This is a genomic window from Rhodococcus sp. S3 (assembly GCF_058211795.1).
This window is the reverse complement of the sequence record NZ_CM177074.1, coordinates 1,617,632-1,630,884: the sequence shown is the minus strand read 5'-3', so window position 1 is coordinate 1,630,884 and position 13,253 is coordinate 1,617,632. Positions and strand designations below refer to the sequence as shown.

The window sequence follows — 13,253 nt, the reverse complement described above, 5'->3', positions numbered from 1 at the left end:
CATCGACGGCGATTCGAGGAAGAAGCTCAGCCGAAGGAACATCGACTTCGTCAAGGATCCACGTCTGGCGGCGGACGTCCAGGCCGGCAACGAACTGTACCGAGCGAACCGACTCGATCGCGGGCACCTCGCACGACGCGCCGACCTGCTGTGGGGCAGCACGAGCGAAGCAACGAAGGCGAACACCGATTCGTTCATCTACACCAACATCACCCCGCAGATGGACGACTTCAATCAGAGCGCCCGCGACGGCGTCTGGGGCAAACTCGAAGACGCGGTCTTCGCAGACGTCGACGTCGACGACCTGAAGGTGTCGGCGTTCGGCGGCCCGGTGTTCGCGGACGATGACCGCGAGTTCAGGAGGGTGAAGATCCCCCGCGAGTTCTGGAAGGTGCTCGTGTTCATGGAGAACGGCGAGCTCGAGGCCCGAGGCTTCCTACTGAGACAGCACCTCGATCAGATCGAGGTGCTCGACCTCGACGAGTTCCGGCTCTTCCAGGTTCCGCTGGCCGAGATCGAACAACGCGCCCGGCTGCGGTTCCCGCAGGCGTTGCGAGATGCGGATCTGCAGGTCGCGACGGAGGCGATCACCGAGCCACTGGATTCGGTGGCAGCCATCCACTGGTGACGTCTCGTATAGGCGTGAGAACGGTTTCGTCCCTATAACTCTCGCGCGCTGAACCGAGGCTCGCCCCGCGTGTAGCGCGAGCGAACCTCGGTTCAGCGCGTCAAGTTGCGCCTGTTACAGTCTCCGCGCTGGTCTCGAGGGGCCGAGATCATGACGGAGGGGGCACGTGAAGTCTTTTCTGCTGCGCAGGGTGCTGCCGATAGTCGGCGGGATAACGGCGCTGCTGCTACTTCCTCGGGTGTCCGCGCTCCTGGGTCCCGAGATTCCATCGGTACCGACCTTGGTACCGACGACATCCGCTCCATCCACACAAACGAGCCCACGAACCCTTCCCCCGCCATTGCCGGAGGGGTTCCCCTCCATGTTGCGTCCACCGCCTCAAATGACCGCCGCGCCGGGCGGTCCGCAACCGATCAGCACCAGATACGGTCTCACATACGACATTCCGGCGGACTGGACCAACGACTACCGCTCTATCGCTGGGTGGTCGAACAAGGACGACCGGGCGATCTTCGGGGCAATCGGGCATTTCGGCGAAGGTTACTGCTCGGAGAACGACGGCGCTCAACTGGCGATGTCGGGTGCCGCAGGTTCACGGGACCTCGATCTTCTCGCGGTCGCGTCGAAGGAGATTCGAGCTGTCGAGTGGATCTTCGATGACGACGCGGGCACACTACCGACGGTCGAGTACGCCGAACCTGTGTGGTTCGAGGTGGCCGGCCGTCCGGCCGTCCGACTCTCCGCCCACGTCACGGACATCCCGCAGGTCAGCGAGTGTGACCCCGAAGCCGCCTTATTCGACATTGTTGCGACACCTGGATACGCCAGTGCGGAAACCGTGGTGCTGATGGTCGAGATACACGAAGGCATCGACGGCGCATACGATGTCGGTGTCGCAGACGAGATCATTGGGACACTCCGGCCGACGTAAGCAACTTACCAAGGCCAGCACCACCTCGACCGACCTGCGAAATCCACGGGCGGCAACGTGCGGCCACGCACCGCGCTCGACGAGTCCAATGGGGCCACCTGTTACAGTCTCCGCGCTGGTCTCGAGGGGGTCGAGATCAACTCGAAGGGGGCGCGTGAAGTCGTTTCTGCTGCGTAAAGTGCTGCCGATAATCGGCGGGATAACAGCACTGTTGCTACTTCCTCGGGTGTCCTCGTTTCTCGGTCCCGAAGTCCCGTCCGTATCTACCTTGGTGCCGACCACCGTCGCGGCATCGGGCCCTTCCACACCGCAGACCACGCGACCTCCCCTTCCGGAGGGTTTTCCCTCCATGTTGTTTCCCCCACCGAAGATCGACGTCGAGCCAGGGCAACCGCAACCGATCGACACCAGATACGGCCTCACCTATGAGATTCCGGCGGACTGGAAGAACGACCACGGCGCTAGCTCCGGATGGTCCGGTGAGGAAGGTCATGCCGTCTACGGCAGCGTCGGTTCGTTCGGCTACGGGTCCTGTCCCGAAAAGGACGGAGGCTGGCTGGCGATGTCCGGCGTGGCGGGCTCGCGAGGTATCGACCTCGAAACCGTAGCTACCGAGAGGATCCGAGACGTCGAGTGGATCTTCGACGACAACGCCGGCACGCGGCCGACAGTCGAGTACGCCGCCCCCGTATGGTTCGAGATCGCTGACCGCCCCGCCGTTCGAATTTCCGCCCGTATCACTGATATTCCGCAGGTCAGCGGTTGCGAACCCGACGCCGCCCGGTTCGACATCGTTGCCACCCCGGGCTATGCGACGGCGCAGACCATGGTGTTGATGGTGCAGGTCAATGAAGGCGCGTACGACGTCGACGTCGCCGACGACATCATCGCAACGCTCCGACCGTCTTGATCGACTTTTGGACTCATTGACACCGCAGCACTGTGCAGATCCCAGTCGATGGAGCTCTCGTCGAGTGCACTCGACGAGACGAACCGCGGCACCTGTTACAGTCTCCGCGCTGATCTCGAGGGGGTCGAGATCCAGTCGGGAGGGGGCACGTGAAGTCGTTTCTGTTGCGCACCGTACTGCCTATTGCAGGAGGGATGGCAGCAATCCTGCTGCTACCGCGGGTGTCCTCGATTGTCGGCCCTGACGTCCCCTCGGTTCCGACCTTGGTGCCGACTACCTCCGCGCCATCGGCACCGGTGGGTCCACGAACCTCTCCCCCGCCATTGCAGGAGGGGTTCCCCTCGATGCTGCGCCCACCGCCTCAGATGACCGCCGCTCCAGGTGCGCCGCAACCGATCAGCACGAGATACGGTCTTACATACGATATTCCGGCGGACTGGACCAACGACTACCGTTCTATCGCCGGATGGTCCAACGAGAACGACAAGGCCAGTTATGGAGCTGTCGGGTTCTTCGGTTACGGTTATTGCCCGGAGGAAGACGGGGGCTGGCTTGCGATCTCCGGCGCGGCAGGTTCGCGGGACCTGGACCTCAAATCGGTAGCGCAACAAGAGGTCCGCGCCGTCGAGTGGATTTTCGACGACAATGCCGGAACATTGCCGACGGTCGAGTACACCGGCCCCGTATGGTTCGAAGTCGCAGGGCGGCCCGCGGTCCGCGTCTCAGCCCTCGTTACCGATATCCCGCGAATCAGTTCGTGCGAACCAGGCTCGGCCCGCTTCGACGTCGTGGCGACGCCAGGTTACGCCACCGCAGAAACCATGGTGTTGATGGTCGAAGTCCACCAGGATATCGATGGCGCGTACGAGGGCGGGGTTGCAGACGACATCATTTCGACGCTTCGACCCACCAAACGAAGCGCATCAAGAAGACAGAAAGTGTCATGGGCGAAACATTCAAGGCAGCTCCCGAAGAAGTAGCCGGAGCCGCTGTGTTATTCGATGACATTGCCGACGACGCCTCGGCCTCCACCGACTACATACGTGCGGAATGCAGTGTTCAGCAAGGATTGGGCGCAGGTGTACTTGCACTATTGAGCGCCCCTCTGGCAGCGACCGCGGACTTCATGTCTTCCCGGTACGGCGGCTTGGCGGCGGTTACTCGGTCGACCGGTGTGGAGCTCAACCGAGTTGCGTGGATGTACGCAGACCAAGAGGCCCAAACATATGACGCTCTCAACGCGAACATACTGTTCGAAGAGCTGATCGACGCCCACTACGACTCGTACACCCCAGCGCCCGGCCCCGCAGCTCCGTTCCTCGACCCGGTGACTTACCGGAAGGCAGAGGAAGTAGACCTTCCGCTGTCCGAAGTAGGAGCCGAGGATATTCGGCAAGTCATCGCGGACGCAGCAGGTTGGCTCGGAGATGTAGACGACGCGATTCACGCTGCAACGGGATGGAGTCCGCTCCTGCAGTTCGTGGAGCCATTGACGGGAAACTGGAACGAACTGAAGCGTAGCGGCGACGCATACCGCATCGCAGCCGAAGGTATGGAGACGTGCGGTTCCAACGTCCGCGCCGGCTATGAACAACTCGATCCGCATTGGGACGGCGCCGCGGCTCAAAGCTTCACCGAACACGCCGAACGCCAGGCAGCAGCTATGGAGTGGGAAGGCCCGGTAGGCCGAGTAGCGAAAGAGATGTGTTTCTTCACCTCCGACAAGGTCAGACAGGCAGCTATCAGCGGGGTTCAGCGACTCGCCACGATGCTGGAAGCGGAAGTCTCACTCGAGAACACCACCCAGGCATTGAAGTTCGCCGTCAAGAAGATCCCCTGGATCGGCACGTACATCCAGGTGAACGCCATTGTCGAGATCATCAGACAAGCGGCTTCGCAGATCGATGATCTCGTGGATAGCGTGCGGGAGATCGTCGAGGCGCTCGAAGGATTCCTTGCGGCGATGGCATCTCCGTCCGGCTATCTCAACGAGAAGTTCGAAGAGAAGCTTGCACCGATAACCGACGTCTACACCGACACCAAGACGAAAGCCGAACTCGCCATGGATATCGCCAGCGTGGCCGATGCATGCGAGACATACAACGCCCCCAAATCCAGCTATGTCGTCGGCGACGACCCCTGGGCGGATGCCGTATGAGGGACGTCCCGCCCCACCTGGAAGCAGCCGTCCGCAGGATCCAGGACGCCGGACACGCCATCGACACCCGCCGCATCCGCGCCGACCAGGTGAGCAACGGTGACTGGGATACGCGCATCGACGTCGACGAAGCACTGATGAGCCGGCTCGCCGAAACCGACGCCGCATCCGACGCGCTCCGAGCCTTCGCGGCCCGCGTCGACGCAGGCACAGCCGAATGGCGCGACATCGAACGGATCCTTCGCACTCTCCCACCGGAGGTGATCGAACTGAAAGCATCGAAGCATTACCGCTGGCGTTGGGATCATCAGCCACCTGCCGCAACTCCGGTCGAGGACGAGCCAGAGCCGTACAGAATTCCCTGGCAGCGATGATCGACCATCACGTGCATTCGTTGTAGAGCTATCCCTGCGGACGTGGATTGCGAGCTGGTGCAGCTCCTCCTGATTTGGGTGGTTCCACCCCCGGATAGCGGGGCTGGAACACCCAAGTCGTTGTCGCGTCGGCATCGACGGCCAGGATCTCGCGCAGCGTCAGATCGTGGTGGCCGCGAACTCAGTGCGTAGGCGATCGAGCTGCTCTGGTGTCACGGCCGTCGCGAATCGCTTTTTCTTGCCGCCACTCGACGGATGGTCGAGATAGACGAACGCTCGCGGACGGCCGTCGTGAACGAACTCGGCGTATCGGTGCTCTCCGTCGAGACCCAGGTGGAACAATTGTGAAACCTCCCGAGCTGCATGCACGCCGATGACAGCAAAGACGCGAGCTTCTGACGCAACCGACACCACCTGCGGGAGGTACTTTGTCGCACATGTGTGACGCGCCTCGGCAACACCGATCTCATTCCTGCCCTTACCCTGATTCCACCGAAGGACCGACTGCGTAGCAGCGTGTCGAACTGAAGAAAGTGCCCCCTGAACTGGGAAGATTGGAGTTCTCACAGAGCAAATCCACCAGTTCACGAAAGGCACTTCCGGTGAAAGTGCCCCACAAGTTCATCGACGGCTCCGCGATGTTCGACGAGGACAACCTCGTCTCGTGCGCCGGCCTGGTCCCGATCATGACCCTGGCCGAGCACACCCGCCTGCCGGACCTGCTCTCAGAGAAGATCTCGATCACCACCACCAAGGTCGCCTCCGGAGCGGCGAACCCGGCACCGAAACTGCTCACCCTGATCGCCGGGATGTGCGCAGGCGCCGACAGCATCGACGATATCGACCTGCTGCGCTCGGGCGGCATGACACACCTGTTCGCAGGTGTCTATGCACCCTCGACTGTGGGAACACTGCTACGCGAGTTCAGCTTCGGTCATGCCCGTCAGCTCGAATCCGTGCTCCGCGAACACCTGATCGCACTCACCGCCCGAGTCGAGATCCTGCCCGGTTTGGCCAAGCAGGCGTTCCTCGACATCGACTCGCTGCTGCGCCCGGTCTACGACCGCGCCAAACAAGGCGCGAGCTACGGACACACGAAAATCGCCGGCAAACAGATCCTGCGCAAAGGCCTGTCCCCGCTGGCCACCACCATCAGCACAGCCGACTCCACACCGATCATCACCGGCATGCGACTACGCGCCGGGAAAGCCGGATCCGGTAAAGGTGCAGGTCGGATGGTCACCCAGGCCATCGTCACCGCCCGGGCAGCGGGCGCGGCCGGTGCCATCACGGCCTGCGGTGATTCCGCCTACGGCACCCGTTCGGTCATCTCGGCGTGCCTGCGCGCGAAAGTGTGCTTCTCGCTGGTCCTGGACAAGAACACCGCGGTCCGGTGCGCGATCGACTCCATCGCCGACGAGGCGTGGACCCCGGTGAAGTACCCCGGAGCGGTCCGCGACCCGGACACCGGAGCGTGGATCTGAAGATGCCGAGGTCGCCGAAACCACCTACACCGCTTTTGCTTCCACCACGACTCCGGTTACCGCCCGGTTGATCGTGCGCCGCGTCAAAGACGCCCGCTACCCCGACGCGTTGTTCCCGGTGTGGCGGCATCATCCGTTCTTCACCAACACCACTACCTCGGCCACCGACGCCGATGTCACCCATCGCCGGCACGCGATCATCGAAACCGTCTTCGCCGACCTCATCGACGGACCCCTGGCGCACATGCCATCGGGCGCTTCGGGGCGAACTCCGCGTGGGTGCTCTGCGCGGCGATCGCCCACAACCTGCTGCGCGCCACCGGCCTTCTTGCAGGTGGTGGGCATGTTCGCGCCCGTGGGGCGACGCTACGGCGCAAGATCGTCGATATCCCGGCCCGATTGTGTCGACCGCAACGAAAACCGATCTCGCGGCTACCCACGCACTGGCCCTGGTCGGACGCATGGCTTCGATTGTGGACCAATACCATCGGCCACAGCCCGCCAGCTATCGCCTGAACACCGACCGACCCGCCGAGACGGCACGACCGGAACCGCACCGTGGAAAAGCTGGGCAAACCAGCGGTCACCGCATGTCCGCAACTGCCCATACATCCACTCGCCCGGCCGGAATGGGCTTCGGCATCACGTCAGTGGATTCAGGCTAAGAATCTCGACGCAGTCATTTGCGGCAACGACGGTCGGGTGTACACGACGTAGTGGAAGGGGTCGTAGCCCAGAAGGCCCGGGATCCTGTCTCCAGGCCGCGTGCGCCCCCACAACTCTCGCGCGCTGACCCGAGGCTTGCCCCGCGTGTAGCGTGAGCAAACCCGGGTTCGGCGCGCGAGGAAGCCCATTGCACTCCCCTATCGTCCACATATCAAATTCGGGTTCGAGTTCGATCATTGCCGGTCGCTCGTCGTCCCTGTCTCCATTCGGATCCGCCCCCATACAGTGGCCAACGCCACGATGCTGCTCGCCCATGCTTGAGCCGAGCAGTAGATCGCTCTCACGTTGCAGGACATCTTCGATGAACGATTCGGATTGACAGAAGAACCGCATCGACCGAGCGCTCTCACCGCACGACCTCCGGTTTCGAATTCGTAGCGCGAAAGCCTCACGGCTCGAGCGGCGGATATTGTGCCGGGATGAGCTACGCGGCACTTGATCCTCTCGACGTCGCCGGTCGCGTCGTGCAACTCCTCGAAGCCGGTCGCCGCAATTCCACGTACAAACTCGCGACCGTCATGGCACTCGTCGACATCTGTGTCGAGAACACCGCTGCTCCCGACGGGAGTCTCACCGTTCCGATCGACGAGATCGCGCACCGGATCATCGGCTATTACTGGAATCAGGTTCGGTCGTTCCACCGCCACGGACGGCTCGTTCAGGTCCGGCGCGGACGTTCGATCCCGGATCGCATCGCAGAGGTCAGAGACATCCTGATATCCGATGGGCTTCGCACCGCGGAGGCAGCTCGGGAGTCCGCCCATCCGGTCTATCGACGACTCGTTCGCTCCGTACGGCTAACGATCGCGCAACAACCGCTCACACATCTTCAGACCGTCCCCCACAGGGCTACCCGCGACGAGTTCTTATACGACGCGGCCGGCTTTCACAAGAAGATGACCGTGAGTGACGTCGACCGGATCGCCGTCATCGTGCTGCGCCCAGGTGTGCCCGAGGGGCTTCGCCGCACATCCGTGCTGCTCAGGACCTTCGTCCGCTCCGTATGGGCCCACGATGTCATCGATCTCAACCGCGCCGAACTCGATGCCGAGGACATGGACGGATTTCTCTTCGGCACCGACCGCTCCGCGCTGCGCGCTCTCGTCGACCCGCTCCGTGACCTGCAGTCGGGTCGCTGCTTCTACTGCGACGGTCGTCTGCGATCCGAAGTCCACATCGATCACGTGGTGCCGTGGTCGATGATCCCCATCGACGGTGTTGCCAACCTGGTGGCAACCGACGCGCGATGCAACCTCGACAAGTCGGCGAGCATCCCGGTGCAGGACCATGTGACGCGAGCCTTGGAACGGCACTTCTTGGCCGACGTTTCCAGCCTCACCCGCATCCCGGTCCTGCACAAACGAACGGAGTCGGCTGCTCACGGCGTCTATGCGGCCTTGCCTTCCGGCTCGTTACTGTGGAGATCGTCCGGTACGTACCGGCCGCACTCGCCCTGAACGAGTTGCGGCAACCCTCACCGATATAGTTCTGTCTGCGGCCCGACGGACTTCCGCTGCGACGAGCAGCCACGGACATGCCCCCACCCGCACGAGTGGATTCGTGCTGCCTTGGGGACCTGACTGTGACGCTGCTTCGTACTACCGCCCGCCGGATCGTCGACCTCGATCGTCCAGAATCGCTTGCGGAGCAGTTGTTGGAACAGATGCTGTTTCGCACGGGACGACGCGCCGGAGAATCCGAGCAGAAGTCTTGGGCACGGAGCCTGCCCGTTCTCGCTCGCGACCTCGTCGACGCGGGGTTGGACGACGTCGAGATGCTGCTCGAATATCACCTCCCTCTGACGTCCCAGCGTGCCGACGTCGTCCTGGCGGGGACGCATCCGCAGACCGGTGCGGCCTCGTATGTGGTCGTCGAGTTGAAGCAATGGTCGGCAGCGCGGCGGTACGAGGACAACCCCGAACTTGTCGAGGTAGCCGGGATGCCCGGAGGACCGAAGCTGCACCCGGCCGCGCAGGTGAAGGGGTACTGCGACTATCTCGTGGACTTCGCCCGTACAGTGTCCGATCAACCCGACGCTCTTGCCGGTATCGCATACCTCCACAACGCCACCGATCAGAGTGCCGTCGCCGATTTGCGTTCCTATCCGATGAGCGTCACGGGACGCATGTTCACCGCTGCCGAGCGCGGGGACATGATCGCATTCCTTCGGAGTCGTCTCGCCCCTGCGCCCGGCTATTCCGCCGGCGACGCTCTGATGAAGTCGGCGATCGCCCCCTCCCGGCAACTCCTCGAGGTTGCCGCCGCAGAAGTACGCGACCGCCCCCAGTTCCATCTGCTCGGAAACCAACAGCTCGCCGTCGACCTCGTGCTTCACGAGGTGGAGCAGTCTCGCGCCGCCGATCGCAAGCGCGTCATCATCGTCACCGGCGGTCCCGGCAGCGGTAAGAGCGTGGTGGCGTTGTCACTGCTCGGCGAGCTCGCGCGGCGCGGACGAACCGTCCTACACGCGACCGGGTCTCGATCGTTCACACAAACCCTCCGGAAGGTTGCGGGACACCGTGCGCCGCGCGTGCAGAAGATGTTCAAGTACTTCAACCAGTTCATGACAGCAGACCGCAATGGGTTGGATGTCCTCATCCTCGACGAGGCCCACCGCATTCGCGAAACTTCCGTAGACCGCTACACCCGAGCCGAACTCCGCACAGACCGACCGCAGGTCGACGAACTCATCGCGGCCGCGCGCGTCCCTGTCTTCCTTCTCGACGAGCACCAGGTAGTACGCCCCGGAGAGATGGGGTCTTTCGCCCAGATCGAACTTTATGCAGCCTCACTCGGGCTCGAGACGCAGCACATCCACCTGGGAGAACAGTTCCGCTGTGGGGGTAGCGAAGAGTATCTGCTATGGGTGAAACGGCTGCTCGATCTGGAGGACGGAGGGCCGTTCGAGTGGAAGGGCGATCCGCAGTTCACCGTTCGTGTTGCGGACAGCCCCGAAGAGATGGAACATTTCCTCTCCCAGCAGCGGGAGCGCGGATACTCGGCGCGGATGACGGCGGGCTACTGCTGGCCGTGGAGTAATGCAGACAAGGCCGGAAATCTGGTTCCCGACGTTCGGATCGGCAGCTGGGCGCGTCCGTGGAACAGCAAGAGCGACCGCCGGGTCGGCGACGCTCCCCCAGCTGCGTTGTGGGCTACCGAGGACGGAGGCTTCGGCCAGGTCGGTTGCGTCTACACCGCCCAGGGTTTCGAATACGACTGGAATGGAGTCATCCTCGGACCTGATCTGGTCTGGCGTAACGGACGATTCACCACGGTCCGCGAGGCCAACCGCGATCCGGACTTCAAGAACCGCACGCGAATTTCCGACGTGCGCTTCGACCGGTTGGTCCGCAACGTCTACAAGGTGCTGCTCACCCGCGGAATGATCGGCACCGTCATCTACTCGACCGACGCCGAAACGCGCGACGCGCTCCGCGCACTGATCGCAGACTGACACCTCACGACGAGTATCGAACACCGAGCACGGCCCGACGGGCTTCCGCAGCAGGACATGCCCCCACCCGATGCGAACCTGAGAAGGCGCATGGGCAATGACCAGCTGGATCGTCAAGATCAACGAGAAGACGCCACAACACTGGGATTACGCGCGGGACGATGGCTTCTGGGATGTGCGTAGCCCGTCGTACTTCAAGAAGATTGTGCCCGGTGACGACATCTACTTCTGGATAACGGGTCAGGGCAACGGGTTCGTCGCGTATGCACGAGCAACTTCCGGCCTCTACGAAATCACTCCCGGCGCGCCGCCCGCACACTGGAGCGACGTTCGGACCGGCGGTTACACCCACCGATTCGAGTTCGACACAATCAGTGAGGACGTAGTTTCATCGCCCACCTGGGCTCAGCTACAGAAGTTGCTCGGGAGGAATCTCGCGGCGCAGGCCGGGGCAAATCAAGTGTCCGACCCGCCTGCCGAGAGTCGCTTGCGCTCTCTGTTCGGCGCGGAAGCCGATCTTGCTTTCGCCCACTTCCCCGTCGTCGATGTAGAGCTGCCCGCCAGCCTTCCCACCTATGAGAAGGGCGATGACGTCCGTAAACGCGCTCAACGAGCCATTGCTGTGCGATACGGTCAGCCCAAGTTCCGTCGCGCACTGCTGGCAGCGTATGAACGTCGTTGCGCAGTCACGGGATGCGACGTCGAGGCAGTCCTGGAAGCAGCCCATATCGACCGCTACTTCGGAGAGCACAGCAACCATGTGACCAATGGTCTGCTCCTCCGCGCCGACCTCCACACCTTGTTCGACCTGCAACTGTGGACAGTGCGCAGCGACCTCACAGTCGCAGTGGCTCCCCAGCTCGAGAGCAGCGAGTATGCAGCCTTCGCGGGCAAGCGGATTCGAGTACCGAAAAGCTCCGCTCATCACCCTGATGCTGCGGCGCTCGCTCGGCATCGAGACGCGTGCGACTGGGTCCGATCGGCTTCATAACTCTGACAGAAGAGGATTATGGCGATCGCCGCAGAGATGTCGCGGCCCGCGTGATCATGTAAACCGTTGCGCTGAAGCGACTTCGAAGGATCTGCTTGCGCGCACAACCGAAGGAGTGCCAAGATCTCAAGATCGTCACCGATCCGCGTGGCGTCACAAGTGAAGAAGGCCCGCCAGGAGCGGCAACTCCCGACGGGCCGGATGTCCGACTATGCAGGAGTCGAACGTGGGCCAGAATACCCTGGCTGGCGGCGTGCGTCGTGGACCGCGCCTGGCCAGCAACTTCACCATCCTCAGCAACGCCGTCATCAACGACGAGCGCCTATCCTTCCGAGCACGTGGTGTGCTCATCTGGTTGCTGTCGAAGCCGGACGACTGGCGTACCCGGTCCGATTCGATCGCGGGCCAGTCGCCGAAGGAAGGTCGCGACGCCATCCGCTCCGCTCTCCGAGAGCTCGCCGAACTCGGTTACCTGATCCGCGAGAAGATCCAGAACGAGCGCGGTCAGTGGATCACCATTCAGACGATCTACGAGGAACCGCATGTCCAGCCGGGGCCTGAAAATCCGACCCGCGGCAGTGCGGACGTCGGAAAGTCAGGCGGTCTTTTAAGTACTGATTCACCAAGGACGGAAACCAACCGCACGTCCCGGGTCTCGAACGCATCGCATAGTTCCGAGATCGCACGATTGGCGGCGGCATGTAAAGAATCGGGACTGACAGCAACATTCGCGTACCTCAGGCCGGATGCCGTAGCCGCGATCGAAGCGTTGATCGCGTCGCACGGCGTCCCGACGCTGGTGGCGGCAGCGAAGGCGGCGCACCGCGCCAGCGATCCGATGCGATACGCGCACGCGTGGCTACCGATGTGGAAGGGACTGCCTGTTCCACGGATCCGACCGGCGAAGTGCAGTGCGTGCGACGAGTACGGGTGGCTACCGGACGACGAGCACGGCAGGGCGGTGAGGTGTCCCTGCCGAACTGCTCAGGCAGCGTGAAGAGCCGAAACCGCGGCTACTCGCACAGGTTCATTTCGTCGAGATTCTCTGCCTCACTGATGCAATCGCTGTAATCCTGCAGGTCGGTTCCGATCTGGTCGAGATCGCTCCCGAGCTGGTCGACGGCGGTGAAGAATATGACGATGCCAACAATTCCGAAGATCACGGCAAGGGCACTGAGGATGGTGCCCGAGATCGCGGTCATCTTGTTCGTCGCCTTGTTCTTACGGCAACGGCTGATACCCGCCAGACCCAGAGCGAGCCCGATGATGCCGAGAATGAAGCCGATGAACCCGGTGATCGGCATCAGGCAGAACAGGAGACCAACGATCCCCAGAATCAGCGAGGCCAGACCCATCCCATTCCTCTCCGGATTGACGGGAGCCGGTGCTCCGAATCCCGGCCCCGTCATGGGACGAGTCTGCTCTGTCCACTGATTTCCGTCCCACCACCGCTCGACGCCCGGGCTATTGCCGTCCGCGTACCATCCCGCTTGCGTGCTCATCACTTGTCCATTCTCGACTGGGATTTGTTGGACTAATCGGCATGCAAGCGAGCACTGTTACCGGTTCCGCCCAGCGGCGGGTCGCAGTAAGAGTG

Annotated in this window: 12 protein-coding genes and 1 pseudogene; 11 read left to right on the top strand and 2 right to left on the bottom strand. The window is 62.6% G+C overall.

Annotated elements, in window-relative coordinates; genetic code table 11:
- Position 1 precedes the first annotated feature (1 nt).
- The 6 genes from AC0LPE_RS07615 (at position 2) to AC0LPE_RS07590 (ending at position 5,001) form a co-directional block, all read left to right on the top strand.
- Positions 2 to 628: a DNA/RNA non-specific endonuclease gene (locus AC0LPE_RS07615; protein ID WP_490606322.1), complete on the top strand. Its 627-nt coding sequence runs from the start codon at positions 2 to 4 to the stop codon at positions 626 to 628.
- Positions 629 to 1,010: 382 nt separating this feature from the next.
- Positions 1,011 to 1,559, top strand: coding sequence for a DUF8017 domain-containing protein (locus AC0LPE_RS07610; RefSeq protein WP_490605951.1), 549 nt, complete (start codon positions 1,011 to 1,013; stop codon positions 1,557 to 1,559).
- Between the two features lie 154 nt (positions 1,560 to 1,713).
- The gene (locus AC0LPE_RS07605; RefSeq protein ID WP_490605950.1) at positions 1,714 to 2,469 is read left to right on the top strand and encodes a DUF8017 domain-containing protein; all 756 of its coding nucleotides are present in this window, start codon (positions 1,714 to 1,716) and stop codon (positions 2,467 to 2,469) included.
- Positions 2,470 to 2,813: 344 nt separating this feature from the next.
- Positions 2,814 to 3,449, top strand: coding sequence for a DUF8017 domain-containing protein (locus AC0LPE_RS07600; protein WP_490605949.1), 636 nt, complete (start codon positions 2,814 to 2,816; stop codon positions 3,447 to 3,449).
- A complete protein-coding gene (locus tag AC0LPE_RS07595) occupies positions 3,413 to 4,627 on the top strand; it encodes a hypothetical protein (protein ID WP_490605948.1) in 1,215 nt (404 codons plus the stop codon). Before AC0LPE_RS07600 ends, AC0LPE_RS07595 begins: the two co-directional genes overlap by 37 nt.
- Positions 4,624 to 5,001, top strand: coding sequence for a hypothetical protein (locus AC0LPE_RS07590; protein WP_490605947.1), 378 nt, complete (start codon positions 4,624 to 4,626; stop codon positions 4,999 to 5,001). The genes AC0LPE_RS07595 and AC0LPE_RS07590 overlap by 4 nt, the downstream gene beginning before the upstream one ends.
- A 159-nt stretch (positions 5,002 to 5,160) precedes the next feature.
- On the opposite strand, the gene AC0LPE_RS07585 is transcribed toward AC0LPE_RS07590, so the two are convergent.
- Positions 5,161 to 5,415, bottom strand: a complete 255-nt coding sequence (locus AC0LPE_RS07585) for a hypothetical protein (protein ID WP_490605946.1) — start codon at positions 5,413 to 5,415, stop codon at positions 5,161 to 5,163.
- 188 nt (positions 5,416 to 5,603) lie between these two features.
- Here AC0LPE_RS07585 and AC0LPE_RS07580 point away from each other — a divergent pair.
- From AC0LPE_RS07580 to AC0LPE_RS07560, 5 genes and pseudogenes are all read left to right on the top strand, one after another.
- Positions 5,604 to 7,001, top strand: a pseudogene (locus tag AC0LPE_RS07580) (IS1380 family transposase).
- Positions 7,002 to 7,630: 629 nt separating this feature from the next.
- On the top strand, positions 7,631 to 8,668 hold the full coding sequence (locus tag AC0LPE_RS07575) for a DUF8808 domain-containing protein (protein WP_490605945.1): 1,038 nt from the start codon (positions 7,631 to 7,633) through the stop codon (positions 8,666 to 8,668).
- A gap of 125 nt (positions 8,669 to 8,793) precedes the next feature.
- Entirely contained in the window at positions 8,794 to 10,665 is a 1,872-nt protein-coding gene (locus AC0LPE_RS07570; RefSeq protein WP_231412006.1) for a DUF2075 domain-containing protein, read from the top strand.
- 97 nt (positions 10,666 to 10,762) lie between these two features.
- Positions 10,763 to 11,656 carry an HNH endonuclease gene (locus AC0LPE_RS07565; RefSeq protein WP_490605944.1) on the top strand — a complete coding sequence of 298 codons (894 nt, stop codon included), beginning with the start codon at positions 10,763 to 10,765 and terminating at the stop codon, positions 11,654 to 11,656.
- Between the two features lie 211 nt (positions 11,657 to 11,867).
- Positions 11,868 to 12,653: a replication protein gene (locus AC0LPE_RS07560; RefSeq protein ID WP_490605943.1), complete on the top strand. Its 786-nt coding sequence runs from the start codon at positions 11,868 to 11,870 to the stop codon at positions 12,651 to 12,653.
- A 16-nt stretch (positions 12,654 to 12,669) separates the two neighbouring features.
- On the opposite strand, the gene AC0LPE_RS07555 is transcribed toward AC0LPE_RS07560, so the two are convergent.
- Positions 12,670 to 13,158 (bottom strand): DUF2510 domain-containing protein, encoded by a 489-nt coding sequence (locus AC0LPE_RS07555; RefSeq protein ID WP_490605942.1) that lies wholly within the window; start codon positions 13,156 to 13,158, stop codon positions 12,670 to 12,672.
- Positions 13,159 to 13,253 lie beyond the last annotated feature (95 nt).

Excerpts from the sequence above, each read along its gene's own strand:
- AC0LPE_RS07610 (WP_490605951.1), top strand. The coding sequence starts at position 1,011 with ATGACCGCCGCGCCGGGCGGTCCGCAACCGATCAGCACCAGATACGGT.
- AC0LPE_RS07600 (WP_490605949.1), top strand. The coding sequence starts at position 2,814 with ATGCTGCGCCCACCGCCTCAGATGACCGCCGCTCCAGGTGCGCCGCAA.
- AC0LPE_RS07595 (WP_490605948.1), top strand. The coding sequence starts at position 3,413 with ATGGGCGAAACATTCAAGGCAGCTCCCGAAGAAGTAGCCGGAGCCGCT.
- AC0LPE_RS07590 (WP_490605947.1), top strand. The coding sequence starts at position 4,624 with ATGAGGGACGTCCCGCCCCACCTGGAAGCAGCCGTCCGCAGGATCCAG.
- AC0LPE_RS07575 (WP_490605945.1), top strand. The coding sequence starts at position 7,631 with ATGAGCTACGCGGCACTTGATCCTCTCGACGTCGCCGGTCGCGTCGTG.
- AC0LPE_RS07565 (WP_490605944.1), top strand. The coding sequence starts at position 10,763 with ATGACCAGCTGGATCGTCAAGATCAACGAGAAGACGCCACAACACTGG.
- AC0LPE_RS07560 (WP_490605943.1), top strand. The coding sequence starts at position 11,868 with ATGCAGGAGTCGAACGTGGGCCAGAATACCCTGGCTGGCGGCGTGCGT.
- AC0LPE_RS07555 (WP_490605942.1), bottom strand. The coding sequence starts at position 13,158 with ATGAGCACGCAAGCGGGATGGTACGCGGACGGCAATAGCCCGGGCGTC.